At 38.3% G+C, this 21914-nt stretch carries 20 protein-coding genes and 1 riboswitch; of the genes, 6 read left to right on the top strand and 14 right to left on the bottom strand.

Translation table 11 applies throughout. The annotated features are described in order from the left end of the window. Positions 1 to 6 precede the first annotated feature (6 nt). Both thiM and ABC255_RS16200 read right to left on the bottom strand, forming a co-directional pair. The gene (gene thiM, locus ABC255_RS16195; RefSeq protein ID WP_412995036.1) at positions 7 to 813 is read right to left on the bottom strand and encodes a hydroxyethylthiazole kinase; all 807 of its coding nucleotides are present in this window, start codon (positions 811 to 813) and stop codon (positions 7 to 9) included. A gap of 102 nt (positions 814 to 915) precedes the next feature. Then, a riboswitch (TPP riboswitch) is annotated at positions 916 to 1027 on the bottom strand. 264 nt (positions 1028 to 1291) lie between these two features. After that, positions 1292 to 2428 (bottom strand): Gfo/Idh/MocA family protein, encoded by a 1137-nt coding sequence (locus ABC255_RS16200; RefSeq protein WP_412995038.1) that lies wholly within the window; start codon positions 2426 to 2428, stop codon positions 1292 to 1294. A 430-nt stretch (positions 2429 to 2858) separates the two neighbouring features. Here ABC255_RS16200 and ABC255_RS16205 point away from each other — a divergent pair, with 430 nt between their 5' ends. After that, positions 2859 to 3425: an HAD-IA family hydrolase gene (locus ABC255_RS16205; RefSeq protein WP_412995040.1), complete on the top strand. Its 567-nt coding sequence runs from the start codon at positions 2859 to 2861 to the stop codon at positions 3423 to 3425. 141 nt (positions 3426 to 3566) lie between these two features. On the opposite strand, the gene ABC255_RS16210 is transcribed toward ABC255_RS16205, so the two are convergent. The 5 genes from ABC255_RS16210 to sstT form a co-directional block, all read right to left on the bottom strand. After that, positions 3567 to 5021 (bottom strand): Na+/H+ antiporter NhaC family protein, encoded by a 1455-nt coding sequence (locus ABC255_RS16210; protein WP_412995041.1) that lies wholly within the window; start codon positions 5019 to 5021, stop codon positions 3567 to 3569. 59 nt (positions 5022 to 5080) lie between these two features. Continuing rightward, the gene (locus ABC255_RS16215) at positions 5081 to 6127 is read right to left on the bottom strand and encodes an aldo/keto reductase (RefSeq protein ID WP_412995043.1); all 1047 of its coding nucleotides are present in this window, start codon (positions 6125 to 6127) and stop codon (positions 5081 to 5083) included. Between the two features lie 5 nt (positions 6128 to 6132). Further along, positions 6133 to 6492, bottom strand: coding sequence for a TIGR04076 family protein (locus ABC255_RS16220; protein ID WP_412995045.1), 360 nt, complete (start codon positions 6490 to 6492; stop codon positions 6133 to 6135). A 920-nt stretch (positions 6493 to 7412) separates the two neighbouring features. After that, a complete protein-coding gene (locus ABC255_RS16225) occupies positions 7413 to 7850 on the bottom strand; it encodes a universal stress protein (protein WP_412995047.1) in 438 nt (145 codons plus the stop codon). 159 nt (positions 7851 to 8009) lie between these two features. Next, a complete protein-coding gene (gene sstT / locus ABC255_RS16230) occupies positions 8010 to 9248 on the bottom strand; it encodes a serine/threonine transporter SstT (protein ID WP_412995048.1) in 1239 nt (412 codons plus the stop codon). A 347-nt stretch (positions 9249 to 9595) separates the two neighbouring features. Here sstT and ABC255_RS16235 point away from each other — a divergent pair, with 347 nt between their 5' ends. Beyond that, positions 9596 to 9904, top strand: coding sequence for a hypothetical protein (locus ABC255_RS16235; RefSeq protein ID WP_412995050.1), 309 nt, complete (start codon positions 9596 to 9598; stop codon positions 9902 to 9904). A 93-nt stretch (positions 9905 to 9997) separates the two neighbouring features. On the opposite strand, the gene ABC255_RS16240 is transcribed toward ABC255_RS16235, so the two are convergent. The 3 genes from ABC255_RS16240 to ABC255_RS16250 form a co-directional block, all read right to left on the bottom strand. Then, positions 9998 to 10690 carry an LrgB family protein gene (locus tag ABC255_RS16240; RefSeq protein ID WP_412995052.1) on the bottom strand — a complete coding sequence of 231 codons (693 nt, stop codon included), beginning with the start codon at positions 10688 to 10690 and terminating at the stop codon, positions 9998 to 10000. Next, positions 10690 to 11058, bottom strand: coding sequence for a CidA/LrgA family protein (locus ABC255_RS16245; protein ID WP_412995053.1), 369 nt, complete (start codon positions 11056 to 11058; stop codon positions 10690 to 10692). The genes ABC255_RS16240 and ABC255_RS16245 overlap by 1 nt, the downstream gene beginning before the upstream one ends. 131 nt (positions 11059 to 11189) lie before the next feature. Next, on the bottom strand, positions 11190 to 12068 hold the full coding sequence (locus ABC255_RS16250) for a LysR family transcriptional regulator (RefSeq protein ID WP_412995054.1): 879 nt from the start codon (positions 12066 to 12068) through the stop codon (positions 11190 to 11192). A 159-nt stretch (positions 12069 to 12227) separates the two neighbouring features. Here ABC255_RS16250 and ABC255_RS16255 point away from each other — a divergent pair, with 159 nt between their 5' ends. Further along, positions 12228 to 13727: an MHYT domain-containing protein gene (locus ABC255_RS16255; RefSeq protein WP_412995056.1), complete on the top strand. Its 1500-nt coding sequence runs from the start codon at positions 12228 to 12230 to the stop codon at positions 13725 to 13727. Positions 13728 to 13765: 38 nt separating this feature from the next. Here ABC255_RS16255 and ABC255_RS16260 read toward each other — a convergent pair whose 3' ends face one another. Then, positions 13766 to 14185 (bottom strand): hypothetical protein, encoded by a 420-nt coding sequence (locus ABC255_RS16260; protein ID WP_412995058.1) that lies wholly within the window; start codon positions 14183 to 14185, stop codon positions 13766 to 13768. A gap of 165 nt (positions 14186 to 14350) precedes the next feature. Next, positions 14351 to 16120 carry an acyltransferase family protein gene (locus ABC255_RS16265; protein ID WP_412995059.1) on the bottom strand — a complete coding sequence of 590 codons (1770 nt, stop codon included), beginning with the start codon at positions 16118 to 16120 and terminating at the stop codon, positions 14351 to 14353. 212 nt (positions 16121 to 16332) lie between these two features. Here ABC255_RS16265 and ABC255_RS16270 point away from each other — a divergent pair, with 212 nt between their 5' ends. Then, positions 16333 to 16986, top strand: coding sequence for an NAD-dependent epimerase/dehydratase family protein (locus ABC255_RS16270; RefSeq protein ID WP_412995061.1), 654 nt, complete (start codon positions 16333 to 16335; stop codon positions 16984 to 16986). Positions 16987 to 17043: 57 nt separating this feature from the next. On the opposite strand, the gene ABC255_RS16275 is transcribed toward ABC255_RS16270, so the two are convergent. Both ABC255_RS16275 and ABC255_RS16280 read right to left on the bottom strand, forming a co-directional pair. Then, complete coding sequence (locus ABC255_RS16275; RefSeq protein WP_412995062.1) at positions 17044 to 17610, bottom strand: DUF4256 domain-containing protein; 567 nt, start codon at positions 17608 to 17610, stop codon at positions 17044 to 17046. A gap of 377 nt (positions 17611 to 17987) precedes the next feature. Beyond that, positions 17988 to 18626: a DUF421 domain-containing protein gene (locus ABC255_RS16280; RefSeq protein ID WP_412995064.1), complete on the bottom strand. Its 639-nt coding sequence runs from the start codon at positions 18624 to 18626 to the stop codon at positions 17988 to 17990. 166 nt (positions 18627 to 18792) lie between these two features. On the opposite strand from ABC255_RS16280, the gene ABC255_RS16285 reads away from it, so the two are divergent. Both ABC255_RS16285 and ABC255_RS16290 read left to right on the top strand, forming a co-directional pair. Beyond that, positions 18793 to 19425 carry a LysE family translocator gene (locus ABC255_RS16285; RefSeq protein ID WP_412995066.1) on the top strand — a complete coding sequence of 211 codons (633 nt, stop codon included), beginning with the start codon at positions 18793 to 18795 and terminating at the stop codon, positions 19423 to 19425. Positions 19426 to 19733: 308 nt separating this feature from the next. After that, a complete protein-coding gene (locus tag ABC255_RS16290; RefSeq protein ID WP_412995067.1) occupies positions 19734 to 21866 on the top strand; it encodes a glycoside hydrolase family 3 protein in 2133 nt (710 codons plus the stop codon). Positions 21867 to 21914 lie beyond the last annotated feature (48 nt).

Below are 21914 nucleotides of genomic sequence, written 5' to 3' on the forward strand. Positions count from 1 at the left end.
CACTCCCTATAGTTGTTTGTATAACGCGAATTGATGTATATCCTCAGAAGAAACGAGTGATAGTTGATTTAAAAAATCAATTTGAAAACTGCCAGGTCCCATTTCACCGACCTTTTCGAATGCTTTTTCTGCTGCAATACCATAAAAGGTTAACGCCGATAATCCAGCAAGCAGTAGGTCCTTTTCCACTCCTGCGAAGGCTCCAATTACAGAGGTTAGGAGACAGCCAGTTCCTGTTACTTTTGTTAACAGAGGATGACCATTCGAAACCAAGTACGTCGTCTTCCCATCTGTCAGCACATCGTCTTTTCCAGTAATCACAATTGTGGTATTCAACTTTTGTGCCGCGGTTACGGCCAATGTGACATTACTTCCTTGATGTCCACCACCATCCACTCCCTTAATCTCCCACTTTTCCCCCAGAACATTGGCGACTTCAGCAGCATTTCCGCGAATAACAGATACTTTTACTTCTTCGATTATTTTTTGTGCCATTTCCGTGCGGAACAGCGTAGCACCGGCTCCAACTGGGTCAAAGATCACCGGGATCCCTAGCTCATTAGCTGTTTTTCCAGCTAAGATCATCGAGCTCACCACGTCCTTGTTTAATGTTCCGATATTCAGAACAAGAGCACGTGAAATTCTTACCATATCCGCTACTTCTTCTGGAGCATAAGCCATTACGGGTGAAGCCCCAAGTGCTAAAAGACCATTTGCGGTAAAATTGGTGACGACCACATTTGTAATATTATGTACGAGCGGATTTTCTTCTCTTACCCTTTGTAAAATAGAACTAAAATCGTGATGATTCATCACAACACCCCCATCTTTATTCAATGACCCTATTAGTCTTCTAAACATAAAAAAGCCAGATCCATCAAAATAGGACCTGGCGTAATAGTTAGAGAAAAAGGTAATTTCACATGGCTACTTTCCTACGCTGGTATAATCCAGATCAGGTCCGAAGGGTTAAAAAACGTAAAGTTTTTCTCTCAGCCCCAAATTCAGAGCACCCCTAGTAGTTAAATCGTATTAAGTTATTTTCTATGTTAGTCTACTGGTTACCATATGTAAAGTATTTTATACCGATATTATTTAGCTAGAATCTTTAAATAAGATGTTGTGTCCTTGATCGAGTAACCAGCAAAAGTAAAATAAGCGGAATATTTCCGTTTATTTATCAGTTCGGGTGCATAACCTGATCACCCAACCGATAAGTGCGGATCCTAATAAATAAAGAAAAAGACGTATGCCAATTCATACGTCAATTCTTGTGTCTTTTAATAAGCTTTTACCAAGATTTTTTAAATTTCACTGCGCTTCCACCTGTTTTGGCGGACTTATATGCAGCTTCTGCAATTCCGACAACCGTTAGGGCAGTATCAATATCAAATCCAGGTAAATACTGATCCTTGTTGGACTCATCTAGAACAAAGTCAATAAATAAGTTTATTGGAACTAAACCATCCGATGCATACACAGTCGGATCAATTAAATTCATTCCTGTTTCCATCCCCGAAATATGTTTTGAATTTAGATAAACAGATTCTTTACCTTCCACTCCTAAGACTACTAGGATACCATCTGTTCCGATTACTTCTAATGAATTTTCCATTATGCTTGTAACCATATTCGTATGCGCCGTACCGATAGCATTATTTTCAAACTCCAGCATGATTGTTGCACTATCTTCCACTTCTCTATCTGTCCAGTTTTCCATAAAAGACGAAACTTTCGTTGGTGTTCCTGCCAGATAAGTAAGCATAGACATACCATGTACCCCTAGGTCAATTAAGGCCCCGCCTCCTGCTACATCTTTGTCATACCAGGTTTCAGGCAGATTATTCGTTTTGGCCATGCCATGTGCGCGCCTAAAATTAATGGCAACAATATCACCAAGACTTCCTTCGTCAACCAATTTCTTTGCATATTGATAGGATCCAATAGGCAAGGATTCATGTGAGACTACTAGTTTTACACCATTTTCTTCTATTGCCTTTTTTACACTTAAACCATCTTTAACAGTAGGGGTTACTACCTTGTCTGTGAAAACATGCTTATTTGCATTTGCAGCGCGAACGATAAGATCTTTGTGTAAATTAGTTTCGGCTTCAATCATAACCGCATCTATGTTTTCATTATCCAGGATATTTTGATAATCAGCTTCATAAGGAACACCTAGCATTTCTGCATATTTCTTACCACGTTCAGCATCATGGTCCCAAACCGCTACCCATTCAACTTTTCCAGCCGATTGTTTAGCTATTTTTTCAATAAACATTTTTGTATGTACATGCCAAGCGCCCACAAGCGCAAGACGTACTTTTGTATTATTTTGTGCTGCAGAAGGCACATCAGGATTAATAGTACCTGCAATAAGTACTGTCAATAAAACCGTCGAAATGAAAACACATAATATTCTCTTCATAGCCATATACTCCTCCTCATTGTCTAAAAACTACTACAATCACTTCATAAACTTTGTACCAACTCTAGTGTTATGTACTCCTCCCTTCAAAACTATTTAACTTCTCCACTTTAAGTATCTTGCTAAAAATGTAATCGATTACATTTAGTTGCAGCACTTCATTATTAAAGAAATTTTTAATAACAGAGGTTACCTGTAGTCAAAGGTATAAAGATAGCAAACTTTTTGAAATCGATTACATTTTAATGTTATTATTTTTAGAATTATCTGTAAATATGTCATTCTCCTTATTTGTTCTACCTACCTTATACCCATAATTTTCTACTTCAACCTTTAATTTCCAGCCAACGCTACAGGACTTCCCTGGTTTTATAGTTAATAAAATGATAAAGTAATACTTTTAAAGATTATTTTTTGAAATGAGGGACAAATGTTGAACATATTATGGGATTTTGATGGCACACTTTTTGATACATATCCTGCACTGGTAGAGGGTTTTGTTACGTTAAGTCAGCGTGACCTTGATCGCGATGAGGTGTTGCGATGGCTGAAAATTGATTCGAAAACGGCTTTTAAACATTATGGGATTGATGAAGACAGACGGGCCGAGTATAAGCAGTTAGATATTCAATACTCAAAAGAGAGTAAGCCTTTTGACCATTTAATTGAGGTTTTAGCAGCGGTTGATAATAATATTATTGTAACCCATCGTGATAGAGAGTCGGCCGACTATCTGCTTGGGAAATTTGGATTATCCAAATACTTTACAGAGATTGTTTCTGTTGAAGAACAAGGATTCAACAGAAAACCTCATCCCTCTTCTTATGAATTTGTATTGAAAAAATATGACATCGACTTGGTCGTGGGTGATCGGAAATTGGATTTACTTCCGGCTAGACAACTTGGAATTAAAACAGTTTCTTTTCAAAATCGTAACATCGAAGCAGATTTTCACCTTGATAACTATGCTGAATTCATTCCTTTAGTACTAAAATAATAAAAGCCTGTAGAATCGTCCATCTAAGTCTATAACAAAAAGAGCTCACACGAATGAGCTCTTTTTGTTTACTTCAGAAGTATGACTTTTTCTACGCTTCCAGAGTGTATTTGGCAACATATAAGGTGCTAGTGCGCCCCTCTACATTACTACACTTTGGTTTGTATTTTCTTGCGGACTGCTAACCGGTTTCCCTTCTGAGCCTTCAAATTGACGGCCCCACCCTGTTATGATTGAGAACAATAGAACCAGGAAAAGCATCATGCAATAAATCATACCGCTGCTCACCTGTGTTAGTGATAGCTGCGCAATAAAATCATACCCATCCGACAATAAAGCACCGAGGAATACAAAAACACTTAAGAACGGAATGACTAACACGATGGCATTCGCAAAACCATCAAGTAGATTGGCACGTCGGTATGGATGGAGACCAACACGTTTGCCAATCTCATTCTGTACTTTTCCAAAAGTGGTCATCGAAGCACTGGTCACACCCCCGAAGATCAAAGTGGTAAACGAAATACCTAGCATCATAGCAAACTCAGCACCACGTACACTTTTGCCCATTTTGCTGTTAAGGATGCCATTTGTGACTTTTTCAAGCACACCCGCACCATTGAGCACACCCATGATACCGTAAACGGAAATGACCAGCGTCACCGTTGCCATCATGGAGCTGATACCGCCCGTTAGGAATCCTGCCGGAGCGCCATCTGCAACAGAAATAACATTGTCAAAAGTTAAGAGATTAAATGCTAAACCTGTTATAGTTCCTAAAACGATACCTATGGTTATAGCTTTATAGATATTGCGGGTTTTAATTGCCACTATTAACATGATTGCTACCGGAACCAGCATAACCAGTGTAGTTGGATTCATGTTCTTCTCGAGGATATCTGCAGCGCCCGTTCCTGGCGTGCCGCCGCCACCGAAAATCCAGAACAATACAAACGAGATAATCCCTGCAACCAAGGAATACTTCAGTCGGGTGGCAACACAGCCGCCAATGTCAGCAAAGCCTTGTTTTTTTGTATATTCTTGCGTTCCTGCAGAGATGATGGTGGTATCTGATATTGGTGCCAAGTTATCCCCAAAAATTGAAGCACTAACGATAGCGCCCGCAAGCATAGCAGGGTCGCATCCCAACAATACACCTGCTGGATAGAAAATAGGGAAGCAGGTAAACATGGTTCCAATCGATGATCCCGTAGCAGTAGAAATGACACAAACGGCTAAGAACGTAAACGCGGTGAATAATCCCCCGTCCACGCCCAGCAAATCAGCAAGCCATACGAACCCTGCCGAAATATTCGTCGCTTTTATCAGTGCCGAGAACATCCCGATCACAAACAGCAGAATGGTAATCGGTACAGCTTCCTTAACGCCTTCATAGACTGAATCCCAGAAACGATCGTAATTACCCTTTTTCACTAAAACGGAACCCACCATCAATGCGACGAAAGCACCCATCGCTAGTGCATACATTTCAAACGCTTTAAACACGATAAAATACAATATACAGAAAAACAGAAATATCACGACTGGGATAAACGCAGTACCCCAGCCACCTCTAAATTCAAGTTTTTTATTCATACCAGAACTCTCCTCTTCTAATCTAAACTTTCTATTCTAAACTAAACATCCACTTTCATTTATTCTTCGTTTAAATTCATCTTCATAATATTGCGATATTTCGAATCAACAGTACGCTCTAACTCAAATGGTTCGCCGTCTACTATTGGATAGTTGTCTAAGAATTGTTTAATTTCTTCGATATCGGTACGATCAAGTTCGAAAGCAAATATTTGCGTATTTGATTCAACATGCCTGCTATTTCTAACTCCAATAATAGAGGCACCAACACCTTGCTGACTTAATATATATTTTGTAGCAATCTGTGAGACCTTGACTGAATGCTTTTTAGCGATTCTTTGCAGCAATACCAACAATGCCTGATAGCCATCCCAGCCCAACGTATCTTCAATCACCTGCAAATATTTAACGTGAGAGCGCGTTTCGGGTTGAATCGAAGCTTGGCCAATCCATTTTTCCGCTAACAATCCTCCTGATAATGTACCGTAGCACAGCAGGGAAATACCTTTGCTTTTACAAAAATCGATTAATTCTTTTTCTGGACGTCTATCAAAAACCGAGTATTGATTTTGACAAGACACAACAGGGATACCGGCATCAACGATTTCGCGCAAATGCTTCGTATCAAAGTTTGTAACCGCAATATTACGGATTTTTCCTTTTTCTTTAAGTCTCAACAGATCCCCCGCTGTCTCAACAAATCCAGGCACACTGTAATCCCACCAATGAAACTGAACAAGATCCAATACATCTCGTTTTTGACGTTTGAGGCTTCTATCAATTATCTTTTCTGTGTAGTTGTAATCGACCTCACTAAGCAAATTGATATCCGGTACATATTTAGTATGAATTTGAATATCATGAGGCGAAAGTGTGCTCCCTCCTTTTAGTTCCGTTAAAAATTCACCGAGGAGTTCTTCAGTACCCGTATAGATATCTGCACAATCAAATGTCGTAAATCCTCTTTCAGCCAGCATATGGAAGGCCTTCATGACATCTTGCATATCTAACTTTGCTTGTAAGCTATGACCTTCCGATAACTGCCAGCAACCGTTGATCACTCTGCTAATACTATAATCTTTTGCTAATTGTAATCGTTCTGCCATTCTTATTACTCTCCTTTATGTATGGGTTCAATTGTGCATTCAGCATGACTAAATTCTTGCGTTTCGGTACGAGTTATCTTAAATCGTGCCCCGCAGTTTGGATCTGGGCAGGCTATCAAACTATCAGACAACATCCAGTCATTAGTATGTAATGGTCGCTGCTTTGCAGGCAGTAGTGGCAAAATAGCGCTTAAGGCATACATGGAAAATGAATTCGTTTCCGGAAAGATCAGGTTTTCCCCTTCAACTAAGAAATAGTCCCCTTCCTTATGACTGCACACCATTGGTTTATCTGTACCTACAATCTCTACCTTTAAGTTAAATAGCGTAAATTTATCATCCATAGCAACTTTTCCTTTCCTCATTTGCAATTAATATAAGTCCATAAAAAACAAAAAACACCTGCCTTAAATAAAAATTCAAGGACAAGTGTTAACCTGCGGTACCACCTTGCTTGATATGTATCAACATACCCTCTTTCGCAGAGTGCTTTCACACCCTTAGCCCTATAACGCTGGCTCTTGCGTCTAAGCTACTAAAAATAATTTCTTTCGCTTCGCCCTCGGAGGCCCATTTACTGTCTCGTATCTGTCCGGCTTCCACCATCCCGGATTCGCTAAAGAGATCGTTTAACAGTTTTACTCCCTCGTCTTTGGTTTAAAAGAATGATATCATCATAGTTTTCGAGTGTCAAGAATAATTCCAATATTAAGATAACTTATTCTAGCATTATAAGGGGAGCTTACGATTGTTCCCAAGACCCATGAATAAGGCTTAATCCCTCTTGGCAGCGTAGGATTTATCTTTAAGACCATCTATTAAGGACTAATCCTCCTTGGCAGCGCATAAGATTTGTCCTCAAGACCCCCGATTAAGGACTAATCTCCCTTGGCAGCGCAAAGGATTTGTCCTCAAGACCCCCGATTAAGGACTAATCTCCCTTGGCAGCGCAAAGGATTTGTCCTCAAGACCCCCGATTAAGGACCATTCCTCCTTGGCAGCACATAGGATTTGTCCTCAAGACCTCCAATTTAAGACTAACTTTCAGGAAGCGAGTATGATATGTCATCAAATAGTAACAGTTACAAGATTAATGAATAAACGGTATGTAAGATTCAGTGAAAATTACAAATTGCAAAGAAGAATACACTTTCTCGACAAAATGAGAAAAGACGTATGCCAATGCATACGTCAACTCTTGTTTTATTTATTAAGAAAGCACTAGAAAGTTGGACCCTTTAGAGTGTGTCTAAGGGGTCTTTTTCTACAAGCTTTTTGCATTTAGTTATTTCACAATAAAAACGGGACAGTGTGCCTTTTGTACGACATAGTGGCTGACACTTCCTAAGAATAGTTCCTTCAATCCACTTAATCCTCTGCTTCCCATCACAACAAGATCCACATCATTTTGTTTCACAAATTCCACAATCATATGACCTGGATTGCCCTCTATTGCAAATGTTCTTGTTTTATTAGGCAGCGACTCTAATTCCTGCTCAAGTTCACCGCGGATAGCCTTTACTTCCTCACGTTGCTTCTCATGGTAGGCTTCAAATGCATAACCATATGAGTAAACCATAGGTCTATCAGGTTGTGTGACCATCACAACTAACAATTCAATCTGATTATCCTGTTTTGCTAAATTCATGGCCATCTTCAATGCTTTTTTACTTAATTCCGAATGATCATATGCAACAACGATTCTTGAATAATCCGTTAACATTTCTATCATCCTCTCATAAAAAAACTATATCTTATACTTCTATTATACTTCTGTGTTGCTTACTTGTGGCCATGAGATAGTGACAACTTTGTTCCAATTGATAAAAAATCCCTTTTGTGAGAAGGTCCTGCCCGTCTACACAAAAGGGATTATCTGTTATTATGCAACTTTTTTGATATCGACTTTTTTTCCTTCTTTTATTCTCTTCTTATAATCAGCTGTTGCTGTGAAAAGGACGTCTGTTGAGGAGTTAAGTGCCGTTTCAAAGGAATCCTGTAAAACACCGATGACAAAGCCTACTCCAACTACTTGCATCGCTACTTCATTAGGAATTCCGAATAAGCTACAAGCAAGCGGGATCAATAATAGTGAGCCGCCGGCAACCCCTGAAGCACCGCACGCGCATACTGCGGATAATACGCTTAGGATGATGGCTGTAGGAATATCCACTTGAATCCCAAGTGTATGAACGGCTGCAAGAGTTAAAACCGAAATCGTAACCGCTGCACCAGCCATATTGACGGTGGCACCTAATGGAATCGATACAGAATAAGTATCTTTATCTAAATCCAGGTTTTCACATAACTTCATATTTACCGGAATATTTGCAGCAGAGCTGCGAGTAAAGAATGCGGTAATACCACTTTCCTTTATACACTTGAAAACCAGTGGATAAGGATTCTGACGTACGTTCACAAATACAATCAGTGGATTGACAACGAACGCCACAAAAAGCATACATCCAATCAGGATGACAAGTAATTTTCCATAGCTTAAGAGTGACTCAAGTCCATTTGTTGTAATGGAATCAATCACTAGACCCATGATTCCTAGCGGTGCCAGCTTGATGACCCATGTCACCATTTTCGATACCGCGTCTGAAAAATTACTAATCAATGTTTTAGTTGATTCTGGGGCATTTTTTAAAGCCATCCCTAGAACAATCGCCCAAGCTAAAATACCAATATAATTTGCATTTGCAATCGCGTTTACCGGGTTATCGACAACGTTCATCAGTAATGCTTTCAGAACCTCTACTACACCACCTGGAGCTGTCACATCCTCTGCGCCCTTTGTAAGAGTAATGCTTACTGGGAAAATAAAGCTTACAATTACGGCAATTAATCCAGCAAGAAATGTTCCTAATAGATATAGGAAAATAATTGATTTCATATTTGTCTGCTGACCACTCTTGTGCTGCGCGATGGCAGACATAACTAGGAATAGGACCAATACTGGGGCAATAGCCTTTAATGCTCCAACAAATAACGATCCTAAAATGACAACAGGTTTTGCTGCTTCAGGAATTGCGACAGCAAGGATAATACCAATTAGTAAACCAATAGATATTTGCTTTACCAGACTGATTTGATTCCACTTTTTCAATAAGTTTTTCATAGATGTATCCCTCCTACATGTATTAATTAAATTGCACTGGAATAGAAACAATACGTTACCCTGTCTCTTAAATTCTAACAAATAGAATTATAGTGAATTTTTAGATATATTACAATAGCTTATTACTTAGATTAGTATAACAACATCATAGTCGTTAATCAATAAGATGTGAACAATATTTCGATAAGTTTAATCATCGTTCGTCTTTTACCGTTAATTATAAAAAAAGAATATTATTTCGTTCGCCTTTACTCTTTTATTATAGTAATAGGTAAAAAGACTAAAGGAAAATAGTAGGATTTACTTTCCTCCAACATCTCTTAAAATACTAATGGGAGGTTAGTCGTATGTTAAAAAAAATAATCATCCTTGGAATACTCGTATCTATCTTAACCGTGCTAATGATCATAAAATCCCAAACCAGCACTCCTGTTACCAATCAAGACAATGAAACTTCGGAATACAAAACGGTTGAATACAAAATTAGCCAAATTAAAGATGATCAGTTTTATGGTGAAAGTGAAGCTGGAACCAAGATTGAATTTTCCGCTGAAAGCGTCACTTCGAGTGAAAAAATTCAAGTCGGTGATGTGGTCATATGTTATTTTGAGAAAGATAATTTTGGAAAAGGGTTAGTAAAAGTGGAAAAGAAATAATGTAGCAGGTATCAGAGTCGAAACTTACTCTTAGACATTAACAAAAAAGCAGCCATTCTCATTTGAGGATGGCTTTGCTATTTTGAGCATCATCTAAAATAAAGGCTTCATATGGATTAAAGCTGGAATTAATAGGACTCCCCACAGGAGCGTAATCCATGCGGCAAAAATCATGGCTAGTGACGAAAAAGTAGCTTCTTGTTCCCCATATTCCAATGCCTTATTGGTCCCTGCACCATGTGCGGCCATTCCGAGAGCGAGCCCTTTTGCGATAGGGGTTTTAATCGACAACCACTTGATGACGGATGGTCCCATTACCCCACCCATTACCCCTGTTATAATGACAAAGACTGTCGTCAGAGTTGGCAGGCCGCCAATTTCTTTCGAAACCTCAATCGCAATTGGTGTCGTAATTGATCTTGGAAGGATGGAAGTCAAAAAATCAGATTTTAAATGAATCATCTTTGATAAGGCAAATGTTGAAAAAATAGCCACCAACGTTCCTGTCGTTACACTAATCATAATCGTTCCCATATATTTTTTTATTGTAGGTAAATGCTTATAAATAGGAACAGCAAATGCAACTGTAGCGGGTCCTAATAAATGGGTGAGCCACTTGGTCGCATCCAGATATTGATTTGCTGAAACATTCATACCTTTAATCAGCAGTATTAATAGAATTGGTGCAAGCAACAACGGATGAAAGACTGCTAAGGCAAATTTGGAATATACCATTTTCGCTAACCGGTAAATAATAAAGGTAATTACAGTAAACAAAATCATCATCAATGCTGCTCACCACTTTTTCTGCCTGTAATTGTTTCTGCTACAAGAGCTGTCATCCCTAAAACAATCACGGTGCTGATTCCAATCAATAGCACAATTTCTGCTCCCTGCAGACTTAAAATATCGTCATAATTTACAATTCCAACTGCTGATGGAACAAAGAACAATAACAGCTCGGCCATCAGCCATTTTGCTCCTTTTTCCACCCAATCCAGCTTTACAATTCTAAAATATAGTGCGAGAAAAAGAAGAATCAATCCAAACATCGATCCTGGAATCGGGAGTGGGATAACTGCTTTCAGCGCAGCACCTAAAAATAAAAAAACATGAATGAACAAAACCTGTAAGACAATAACAGCTAATTTCATCGTTATATCCTTTCTATTGAAAAAAGAGTTTGTTTAACTCCATTTCGTTCCTGTTTTTACAATAGGATAATGGTACGATGAAATCCACCATTCGTAAAATACATATTCAGAATGAGTTTCATAACTAAAAGTTATAATCGTTCATTTAAAATGAAATCTATAAAGGTTTTCCCTGCATTAGAGATGTAACGATCTTTTTTCGTAATCACGGCCAGTTTCCATAAAATTTCTTGTTTTAGGTTAATAATTTTAATGTCCTTAGTAAAAACCCTATTACAAATGGATTGCGGAAGAATAGTGATTCCGAGATTCGCAGCCACCATTTCGGACATCAGGTCCCATTGAGAGCTTTTAAATAAGATTTTCGGCTCAAAGCCAGCAGCGATGATATGGTTCCTCATAATATGATGTAGCGCAAATTCCTCATGATAGAAAATAAACTCCTCGTCCTTTAATTCTTTAATATCTACCTCATTTTTAAAGGATAAATGGTGGTCTTTGTAAACGAGCAATTTCATTTCCTCTTCTACAATCGGGTAGACATTAAACTGCTTCTCGTCAATGGGAAGAACGGCTACTCCGAGTTCAAATTCACCCTCTTCGACACTTTTTACCACCCTAGCCCCTCCATACTCCGTTATGTTCAAACCAATATTCGGAAATGTATGATGGAACTTAGCCATCACTCGTGGAAAAAATAAACTGCCAATAAACGGCGGCAAGCCAACATTAATCTGCCCTCTTGTCAGGTTTGTCATATCATTCAACGTATCTGTCATCTCATCAAGCAAAAGTGTCATTTTCTGTGCATATTCCAACACGACTTTGCCAGCATCGGTAATCTCACTTGTTTTATTACTTCTAATGATTAACAACATGCCCAGCTCTTCTTCCAGTGCCATGATCGATTTGCTCAGTGCTGGCTGTGAAACATGCAGATGCTCAGCAGCTTTTGTTATACTTTTATGCTTCGCTACTTCAACAAAAGTTCGTAATTGTCGTAATTCCAAATCAAATATCCCCCATGTCTTTATTAATTTACTAAGTATAGTCCTTTTAACTTGTTATAGCTATTTGGGTCGAATTTACCATTTTTTTGTTATTTCGTTATAATATCCTACTATGATGTGAATCATGGTAAAAATATAAACTATTTGGAAGTGTTAACTATGGAGCATAGTATGACCGGGACTTATAACGATTACTGGTTTGTTTTTTCCATTCTTCTTGGAATTCTTTTTTCATATATAGCGTTAGATCTTCGCTGGAAAATGATCATTTTTAAAAATTTAAAATACAATCTTTGGTTACTAGGTTGTGCGGTTGCAATGGGGATCGGAATTTGGACCATGCACTTTGTTGGTATGTTCGCGATGGATATGCCAAGGGATAGTCAGTATGACGCTAGAATAGTATTGCTATCTCTGTTGATCTCAATAGCAGGTACTGGGCTCGCCTTCTTTATGATGAAAATGAATTATAGTAGACTCCTTTTCTCGAGTCTGTTTATGGGCGGAGGAATCGTGGGAATGCATTATTTAGGGATGGAAGCCATGCATCTGAACTTCTCCATCACCTATAACCCTGCCATTGTGCTTTTGTCGTTATGTATTGCTTTTACGAGTGCATTTGGCTCTTTATGGGTACTTTTCTTTTTTAATCATCAGCGCTCGATGAAATTTAATTGCCGGGTATTGAGCAGTATCCTAATGGGCATTGGAATCGCAGGAATGCATTATATTGGGATGTGGGGTACAAATCTTCACGATCAACCTTCCCACCTGCCTTCAGATGCTTATTACTCAGTTAGTTCCAGTACCTTGAGTTCTTTTATCTCTGTCCCTGCCATTTTCGTCGTGTTGATTATGTTATTATCCAGTGCCTTCCTGGATAAAAAGCTAATTGCTCAAATGAAGGATTTAAATAAACATGAGAAAAAGTTAAGAGAATCTGAGAAACTATCGCTAGTAGGAGAACTTGCAGCTGGCGTAGCACATGAAATTAGAAATCCTTTAACGACATTAAAAGGATTTACGCAAATGATGAATGAAAATACCGATCCCGAAGCAAATAAACGATATTCCAAGATTATGATTGATGAAATAAACAGAATCAATTTTATCGTGAGTGAATTTATGGTTCTTTCTAAGCCACATATGGTTCAGTATTCCTTAACTGATATTTCGCAAAGTATAAAAAATGTGATTACCCTCTTAAATACACAGGCGATCATGAAAACAATAGAAATCATTCCGGAGTTTATTGGAGAGCGATTTTTAATTAAGTGCGAAGAAAATCAAATAAAACAAGTAATTGCCAATCTGATTAAAAATTCAATAGAGGCCATGCCGCAAGGAGGAAAAATTCACATAAGAGTGGAACATCAAAACGCCAATTTAGTCATTTCAGTCATCGATAACGGCGTGGGGATATCGAGGGAAAATCTTCATTTATTAGGCACCCCCTTTTATACAACCAAAACAGAGGGAACCGGCTTGGGGCTTATGGTGAGCAAGAAAATCATTCAAAATCACAATGGGAAGTTTGAAATAAAAAGTGTGCCGAACATCGCTACAACCGTAACAATCACCTTGCCCACAGAACTTAGCCATCTAGAGTATGTAAAAGAAAATATTAAAGATGATCCCACTATGTCCCAATCTTCTTAAATTGAATTGCTTTACCATACAAAAAGGTAAAGCTTTTTTTATTGGTTTCTTAGTATAATCATTCCCACGATCATAGGTACAACCATTAGCAGTCCGACCGTTAGAGTAGGAATGGACAATCGACTAGAGAAGATTGCACCAAATTCACCAAGAAACCCACCTATCAAAAAAGGGATGGCGGATTTGGTTTTATTTGCATTTGGCTTTGCATAATACCAGGCATCCCAAACGGTATAGGCATAAAATCCAGGATAAAATAACACATATTGAAAATTGGCTGCCTCTAACGCTTTTTGGTGGAAGCCGTTAAAATCCAGATGAATGGCCGTATTGATTCTCCCCAATACATTATCATAATGTTCAACAATTAAAAGAAATACACTTTTTATAAATTGTCGATTGTAAAGTTGTCCAAATCCAGGCATGAGCATAGAAAATAAAGCAGCAAGATTCCTCATGAAATTCTCCTTTGTGCTGGGTTGCTTATTCCGTTTTATGGAAGTGTTTATTATACTTTCCAATTATTTGGAAATAAAACGTAATAAAAAGTTACAAATATCGACATTTTACGACCGTCTCATCATTCCCAGTAAAAAAAAATGCAGAGCAAATTCAGAATCGAATCACTCTGCTACCTTATCCGCGATTAGGTTGGCATACGTTTCGCCGCCAACCCTCGATAAATGAACACCATCATTTGCAAAAAACTCCGGATGGCCGGTACTAGCACTGTACCAATCTACGAGAACGGTATTCGGTATACTACTAACGACCTCCTCTAACGTACGATTCACAGTAGATTCCCAGGCACGTGGTACCCGACAGTTTACTAAATACACTTGTTTATTTTCCAGACTTTTAAGTAAATTTATTAAGTCGGTTTTTACAAAAGGTCCATTTGTGCCAAGTTGTATAATCACTTTCTCACCTAATTGCCCACTGCTCTCTAACTGCTTAATCACCTCTGGCACCTCTGACATTTGCCGACCAACACGGTAATCGATAACCGCATCCGGGTAATGGTTTTTAAAGAATGGAGCAACATCATAGAGAATCGAATCACCAATCACCGTAATGGATGTTAAATTGGGGGCTGGTTCAGGTACAGGCTCTATGATTGGATCATCAGGGAAATCTATCTCATTGAAAGTATCTACTGTTAAAGGGGCTTTAGTTGTAACCACAACGGTTGTTTTCGTACCAAATACCACTCCTATTCCGACTAATAATGCCAAAAGTCCAGCACTGCTTCCTATAAAAATCCTCTGCTGTATCTTTGTCATTTTTCTAAAGGCTGTTATGGTAAATTTAATTTGCCCTTTTCTAATTGGGGTTTCCACAAAATGATAGGAAAAGGCCGAAACAGCGAGTGTTGCAGCTATTTGTAATGTTATTCTCCAAACATTTATTCCATCGGTGTTAATAATCGGTGTTGTTAGAATGATAATCGGATAATGCCATAAATAAATACCATAAGAACGAACTCCAATCCATCGCAAAGGCTTCGCACTTAGCCATTTCGCTAGCATACTAGCAGGATGGGATAATGCTGCTACCATTAAAGTGGTAATTACGGATAATAAAAGCATGCCCCCTTGATAATGAAAAGTGTCAAATTCTGATGTAACCATAAACATGATAATTAGCAGCAATAATCCCGTTATGCCGACAATTTCTAAAACCCAACTAGCGTGCCTTGGTAAGGTCTTAGATAATTTTTGACTTGGCCAAACAAATGAAAGTGCCGCACCCAGCAGTAGTGAAAAAGCTCTAGTATCCGTTCCATAATAAACGCGAGAAGGATCTTCTCCCGGTGAATAAAGGAATGCCATTAAACATGCAGAAATGACAACCCCTGCCAGGATAACCAAAACTTGAAACCTTTTTCTTTTTATAAAAGTAAAACCAAGAATCATCAGCAGCGGCCATATAAGATAAAATTGCTCCTCAATACCCAGTGACCATATATGAGTAAAGGGTGAGGCAGGACCGAAGCTATCAAAATAGGAGACTTCATGAAAAATGTACCACCAATTTGTAACATACAGAAGTGAAGGAAAAAAATCTGAACGTAGTTTTTCAAACGCAGGATGATTCGTAAAAATCACCATGAAGGTCACAATAAAAATCATACTCAATAATGCAGGAGCCAGTCTGCGAAACCGCCGAATCATAAAGCGAAAGTAGTCAATTTTATTGTTTCTGTTCCATTCATCAATAAGGATGTCTGTAATCAAGTATCCAGATAAAACAAAGAAAACCGTTACACCTGAAAATCCACCCTGAAACCAAGGGATATTCAGATGATAAAGAATAACGCCTATAACAGCGATAGCTCTTAGACCATCTATTCCGGGCATATATCTGCGTTTACCGCTGCTTGGACCGCCCATCCCATCCTCTCCTTCCTTTCTTTTGAAAGGATTAAAAAACACTAGAGGTATCATACTCCCCTACTGTTTTTTATGATAACGATCGGTTAATCATTCCCTGAAAAAAGTTTGTTCTTGCCTAAATCTATTTCAAATTTTACTTATCCGGGCAATGCCTATACGATATTAGAGTGAAACAAAAAACGCACTGTTATAATAGGAGGCATGTAAAAATGAAGGTCCTTCTTTTTGGGGCAACAGGGATGGTTGGGCAAGGTGTGCTGCGCGAATGTTTGCGTGATGAAAGCGTCCAGCATGTTCTGTCTGTTGGCAGAAGTGTTACCGGGCAGAACCACCATAAACTAAATGAACTTAAACATGATGATTTTATGAACTTAGGAACAATTGAAAACGCCTTAACTGGTTTTGACGCATGTTTTTTCTGTCTTGGTGTTTCGTCTGTTGGGATGTCAGAGGAACACTATCGAAAAATCTCATATGATTTCACACTGTCCTTGGCACAAACCTTAGTGAAATTAAATCCAAGTATGACCTTCATTTATGTTTCAGGAACTGGGACAGACAGTACGGAAACAGGGAAAATTATGTGGGCTAGAGTGAAAGGTAAAACTGAAAATGATTTATTAAAACTGCCGTTTAAAGCTGCGTATATGTTCCGTCCAGGAGTCATTCTTCCGCTTCATGGCGTGAAATCAAAAACCAAATTGTATCGAGTCATGTATCAATTCTTAAGTCCCATCTATCCTCTTCTAAGAAAGTTAAAAAACGTCACAACAACCGAACAAGTTGGTCAAGCGATGATAAGTGTCACCAAATCTGGATATCATAGCCCCTATTTGGAGAACAGTGATATTAATTCAATCTAAGAGAAAGGCACCTTAGATGGACAGTGATCCAGCAGAGGTGCCTTTTATAAATAAAAATTAAACCCTTAGCGAGCCGCGAAACCCTCTTGCAGCATAGTAGGAATCTGCTCCATTGTGGTATACAAAGACCGTGTCGTAGCGACGGTCACAAAAAAGTGCTCCGCCAAGTTTCCTGATATTATCTGGAGTTTGCACCCAGCTCGAGGTTTTCAAATCAAAATTTCCTAGTTCCTGCAGCCCTCGGTATTGTTCTTCCGTTAATAGGTCGATGCCGATCGTGGCAGCCAAATCCATCACGCTATTTTCTGGTTTGTGATTTTTCCTTGAATCCAGCGCTTTACGGTCGAAACAAAGACTCCTGCGGCCTTTAGGGCTTTCAGCTGAACAATCAAAAAAAATGTATTCGTCCGTCTCCTTTCCTTGGCCAACCACATCTGGTTCACCACCAGTAGCTTCCATTTCATTCAGTGACCACAGTTTATCAGGATTTGCTTCAAGCTTAGCTAATACATTATCCCACTCAAGTCCTTCATGTCGGTTCATGTTTTTCTCAAACCGAGCTTTTAATGTTTTGAGAAGTTGGTCACGTTGTTCTAGTGACAACTCCTTCGTACTGATTGTCATATCGTTTCTTCCTCCTAAATTTTACTCATAATTGTATAAGTACTAAACTACTCGTTCGTTCAATTAATCCACAAAAGAACGTTAGTCCTTCTAATATTACCATAGGTAAGCAATTGAAGTTGTCGACCCTTTCCCGCTCGTCATTTAACCCTTTAATTCATTTAACGCTTTTGAGCCCAATCCAATTCTTTGAAATCTTTTATCGATAAAAAAATGAAACAGCCAATAATCATATAACAACTTCAACAAAAAGAGCGTTAATCCTTCTTAACGTTTATTATGATATAAAATAAAAAAACGTCTAATCCCATATGTACCCAGGGTTTAGACATTTTTATAATGTATGAGTTGTACCAACGACAAAAAAAGATGTTTATTTAATGTAACTGAGTCATATTGTTCACAATGTCTCCCTCGTCATATGCTTCTTTAAATAATGGTGGAGTTTTCGGTTCAGACTGATTTTGTGATGAGGGATGAATACCATTTTGAGCTAAGATATCTAAAATTTTTTGAATATCTTCTTTGGTTGCAGGTGCTTTGTTTGGCTTTAGGGTAGTCGATATTTTACCATTGGACTCTAATACCGCCAATTCTACATCTTCGACATTGCCTATGTTTTTTAGGCGAAGTGCACTCTGTAGCTCATCTGTTGTAAGTCTTGCTTTTTTTAGCTCTTCTAATTTCATCTGACCATCATTAATTAGTACTGATGGTACTCCATTAATAAACTTTCTGGATTTTGGTATCCATATTTGTATTTTCGCTAATATTACAATTCCTATAATAAGCAAAGTCCCAGCATATATTGCTTCCCATTCATTTCTTAATGCTAAAGGTTGGATTAGTACAGCACCGATCGAAATCCTCAACACCGCTTCCGAAACCGTCGTTTCTGCAAGCGATCTCTTTCCTGCGATACGCAAAAGCATAATTGCAGCCAAAAAAATTAACAATGCCTTAAAAAAATAAGGTAAGGTAGGTAGATCGTTTAAAAAACCCATCATTTCTCTCATTCCTTTTGATTTTTTGTTATTATTTGTTAAATGCATACCCAATATGTAGATAGCTTAAATAACTAGATAAAGTATATTAATGCTAACCATATAACAAAATTAATTTATAATACAAAATAAGAATTGCATATGCAGAACTTATCATAATCAGAAAGGATGTTATAAAATGGAAAACTTTTACCTGTTTGTCCTTATGTGTATTTTTCTAATCATTTTACCTGGCCCTGATACGGCAATTGCTACAAAAAATACGGTCACCGTTGGAAGAATCGGAGGTCTTAAAACAGCGTTAGGTACTTGTTGTGCCCTTCTGATTCATACATCAGCTGCTGTATTAGGACTTTCAGCCATTATTGTGAAATCTGCGTTATTATTTTCTGTCTTCAAATACGTTGGTGCTGTTTATTTAATCTATCTGGGTATTAAAACATTATGGTCTTTGAGGAAAAAGAAAGAAGCAGAAAGCGTTGTGATCAACACAAAAAGCAAGTTTACAAACAAATATTGTTTTAAACAAGGATTCCTTACAAATATCCTAAATCCCAAAGTTGCTGTCTTTTTCTTAACCTTTTTGCCTCAATTCGTTGACGCCGGAAGTAATACCTTTATACCGTTTCTTCTAATGGGTATCACGTATACTGTATTGACTGCCGTTTGGTTTTTACTCTATGTATATTTAATTAATCAGGTTAGTGATTTTATGAAAAAACCTAAAGCACAAAATATAATTGAAGGAATCACAGGTAGTATACTAATAGGTTTTGGTATTAAACTAGCATTAGAAAAGACTCATAATTAGTGTTTACTATTTTTATAAGGTAAGGCCCTTGATTTCCTAAGTCAAGGGTCTTAGTTTTGCCCTTTAGTTTGGTAGTGATTAAGTAATAGGTACTATTAACCGTTTTTCGGAATATTAAAAAAATCACAAATTTATCTAAAAAAAATCCCTAATTCGTATGTCCCTCCCTCTCGTAAACTTAACTTGAAAAGAAAGCGCTTGCTTAGGTTATTGGGGGTGATTGTATAAGAATAATGTATAACTTTTTTATTCGGCTATGATGCACAGCCTATAATTAAAGCCTAGTAAAAATGAGGGAGGAAAAAAAGGTGGGTTTACTGAAAAAGATAAAAAAAGCAGCTGTATTATCAGCAGGAGCACTGATGTTATCATCACTAGTGATTCCTTATGCCTCGGCTGACCGTGGAAATGATAACAAAGCAGAGGTTAAAACAGTCCCTCAACTTAGTGTAACTTCAAAGGATATTCTTACCGTTAACGGTAAAGAGTACAAAGATTTAAATGAAAATGGCAAACTAGACAAATATGAAAACTGGGCCCTCCCAGTAAATGTACGTGTAAAGGATCTTGTTAAACAGATGACCCTTGAGGAAAAAGCCGGAATGATGTTAATCTCCTCTCATTATATGGGTAACAGCAGAACATGTCCGGACACGGGAGACTTTATTACCTGTGAGCAAGATACAGTATCTACAACAAACCGCTGGTCGGTACCTGGTCAACAATTCCATACGTTTGATCCACCTATTGTAGAAGCATCAGCTGCTACCAAAGGAATTCAAGAACGTAATTTACGTTACTTAATTATTCGTGACAATCCATCTGCAAAAGATTTAGCAACTTGGATTAATGAGCTACAAAAAATTGCAGAGGATACCAGACTTGGAATTCCTGTCGTCATGACCTCTAATCCTCGAAATCATGCAGGGAATTTGGCTTTTGGTTTTAGCGAAGCATCAGGTCAGTTTTCTGTTTGGCCAGGTGAATTAGGTTTAGCAGCTACACGTGATGCTGAACTAGTAAAAGAATTTGGTGAAATTGCTGCGAAGGAATGGACATCTACAGGTATCCGTAAAGGTTACATGTACATGGCGGATGTCGTGACAGACCCCTTATGGAATCGAATCAATGGTACTTTTGGTGAACATCCAGACCTCGCATCAGATATGATCTATGCAGTGGTTAAAGGATTCCAAGGTGATGAGCTTGGTACACATAGCGTTTCGTTAACGACAAAACACTTCCCTGGCGGCGGTGCACGTCAAGATGGTCATGATCCACATTATGAGTGGTCTAAATTCAATCCATATCCAACGGAAGGAAGCTTGTATAAGTACCATCTTCCATCTTTTAAAGCAGCAATCGCAGCCGGAACCACATCTATTATGCCTTATTATGCATACCCAAGTAATGAATACAGCGTGCCCCAATTAAAGAACGGCGAAGAATTTGAAGAAGTCGGCTTTGCTTACAACAAGAGGCTGATCACAGATTTGTTACGCAAAGAACTTAAATTTGAAGGTTACGTAAATAGCGATACTTCGATTATTTATGCAATGCCATGGGGTGTTGAAAACCTGACAAAACCTGAACGTTATGCAAAGGCCATTAATGCTGGAACTGATATTGTTTCCGGTGAAGCCGATCCTGCTGACCTTATCAAAGCAGTCAAGGATGGCTTAATTACCGAGAAGCGAATCGACGAAGCGGTATCAAGACTTATAACTGAAATGATGGAATTAGGATTATTTGAAAATCCATATGTTGATCCGGTTCAAGCACAACAGATTGCCGATGAACCAGCTTCACAGGTAAAAGCAGATGAAGCACATCGTAAATCGATTGTCTTGCTGCGCAATGATGATAACACATTACCTCTAAACGATAATAAAGTCGAGGCTATTAAACTTTATGTTGAGGTATTCTCCTCAGGAAACAGCGCACAAACTAGAACTGCTGATTTGAAAAAGTCGATAACACAGTATGATCCAGCTATCCAAGTAGTTGACAACTTAGAGGATGCTACTCACGCACTAGTTTATGCCATTCCAAACACAGTACCTGATCGTCCGGATATTCCACTTTCTGTGGCGCTAGGTGCAGAAACAGGAATAAATGTGGAAAGAATCAAAGAAATTGAAGAAGCCGTTCCTACCATCCTGACAGTCAATATGACCAGTCCTTGGCTAATTGGAGAGATTGAGGAAAACGCGGCAGCAACATTAGCGGTATTCGGAGTGAAAGCAGAAGCGCTAGTTGATGTGATACGCGGAAAATTTGCTCCAACAGGAAAACTTCCATTTACCATCCCTGCTGATCAAGAAGCAATTAATAACAACAATGGCGATGTTCCTGGTTACGATGAAGATCCTTCCTATGTATATCGTGATAAGAATGGTAATGCATATGGGTTTGATTTTGGTCTAACTTATGAAAAGTAAACAAAATATCACTTAAATAATTTTAAATGGGCTGACTTAGCATAGTCG

The organism is Neobacillus canaveralius (assembly GCF_047237705.1).
GTDB lineage: Bacteria > Bacillota > Bacilli > Bacillales > Cytobacillaceae > Neobacillus > Neobacillus niacini_K.

What these genes read in the sequence shown, in the direction of transcription:
- thiM (WP_412995036.1), bottom strand. Translation starts at nt 813, where the DNA reads ATGAATCATCACGATTTTAGTTCTATTTTACAAAGGGTAAGAGAAGAA.
- ABC255_RS16200 (WP_412995038.1), bottom strand. Translation starts at nt 2,428, where the DNA reads ATGAAGAGAATATTATGTGTTTTCATTTCGACGGTTTTATTGACAGTA.
- ABC255_RS16205 (WP_412995040.1), top strand. Translation starts at nt 2,859, where the DNA reads ATGTTGAACATATTATGGGATTTTGATGGCACACTTTTTGATACATAT.
- ABC255_RS16210 (WP_412995041.1), bottom strand. Translation starts at nt 5,021, where the DNA reads ATGAATAAAAAACTTGAATTTAGAGGTGGCTGGGGTACTGCGTTTATC.
- ABC255_RS16215 (WP_412995043.1), bottom strand. Translation starts at nt 6,127, where the DNA reads ATGGCAGAACGATTACAATTAGCAAAAGATTATAGTATTAGCAGAGTG.
- ABC255_RS16220 (WP_412995045.1), bottom strand. Translation starts at nt 6,492, where the DNA reads ATGAGGAAAGGAAAAGTTGCTATGGATGATAAATTTACGCTATTTAAC.
- ABC255_RS16225 (WP_412995047.1), bottom strand. Translation starts at nt 7,850, where the DNA reads ATGTTAACGGATTATTCAAGAATCGTTGTTGCATATGATCATTCGGAA.
- sstT (WP_412995048.1), bottom strand. Translation starts at nt 9,248, where the DNA reads ATGAAAAACTTATTGAAAAAGTGGAATCAAATCAGTCTGGTAAAGCAA.
- ABC255_RS16235 (WP_412995050.1), top strand. Translation starts at nt 9,596, where the DNA reads ATGTTAAAAAAAATAATCATCCTTGGAATACTCGTATCTATCTTAACC.
- ABC255_RS16240 (WP_412995052.1), bottom strand. Translation starts at nt 10,690, where the DNA reads ATGATGATTTTGTTTACTGTAATTACCTTTATTATTTACCGGTTAGCG.
- ABC255_RS16245 (WP_412995053.1), bottom strand. Translation starts at nt 11,058, where the DNA reads ATGAAATTAGCTGTTATTGTCTTACAGGTTTTGTTCATTCATGTTTTT.
- ABC255_RS16255 (WP_412995056.1), top strand. Translation starts at nt 12,228, where the DNA reads ATGGAGCATAGTATGACCGGGACTTATAACGATTACTGGTTTGTTTTT.
- ABC255_RS16260 (WP_412995058.1), bottom strand. Translation starts at nt 14,185, where the DNA reads ATGAGGAATCTTGCTGCTTTATTTTCTATGCTCATGCCTGGATTTGGA.
- ABC255_RS16265 (WP_412995059.1), bottom strand. Translation starts at nt 16,120, where the DNA reads ATGGGCGGTCCAAGCAGCGGTAAACGCAGATATATGCCCGGAATAGAT.
- ABC255_RS16270 (WP_412995061.1), top strand. Translation starts at nt 16,333, where the DNA reads ATGAAGGTCCTTCTTTTTGGGGCAACAGGGATGGTTGGGCAAGGTGTG.
- ABC255_RS16275 (WP_412995062.1), bottom strand. Translation starts at nt 17,610, where the DNA reads ATGACAATCAGTACGAAGGAGTTGTCACTAGAACAACGTGACCAACTT.
- ABC255_RS16280 (WP_412995064.1), bottom strand. Translation starts at nt 18,626, where the DNA reads ATGAGAGAAATGATGGGTTTTTTAAACGATCTACCTACCTTACCTTAT.
- ABC255_RS16285 (WP_412995066.1), top strand. Translation starts at nt 18,793, where the DNA reads ATGGAAAACTTTTACCTGTTTGTCCTTATGTGTATTTTTCTAATCATT.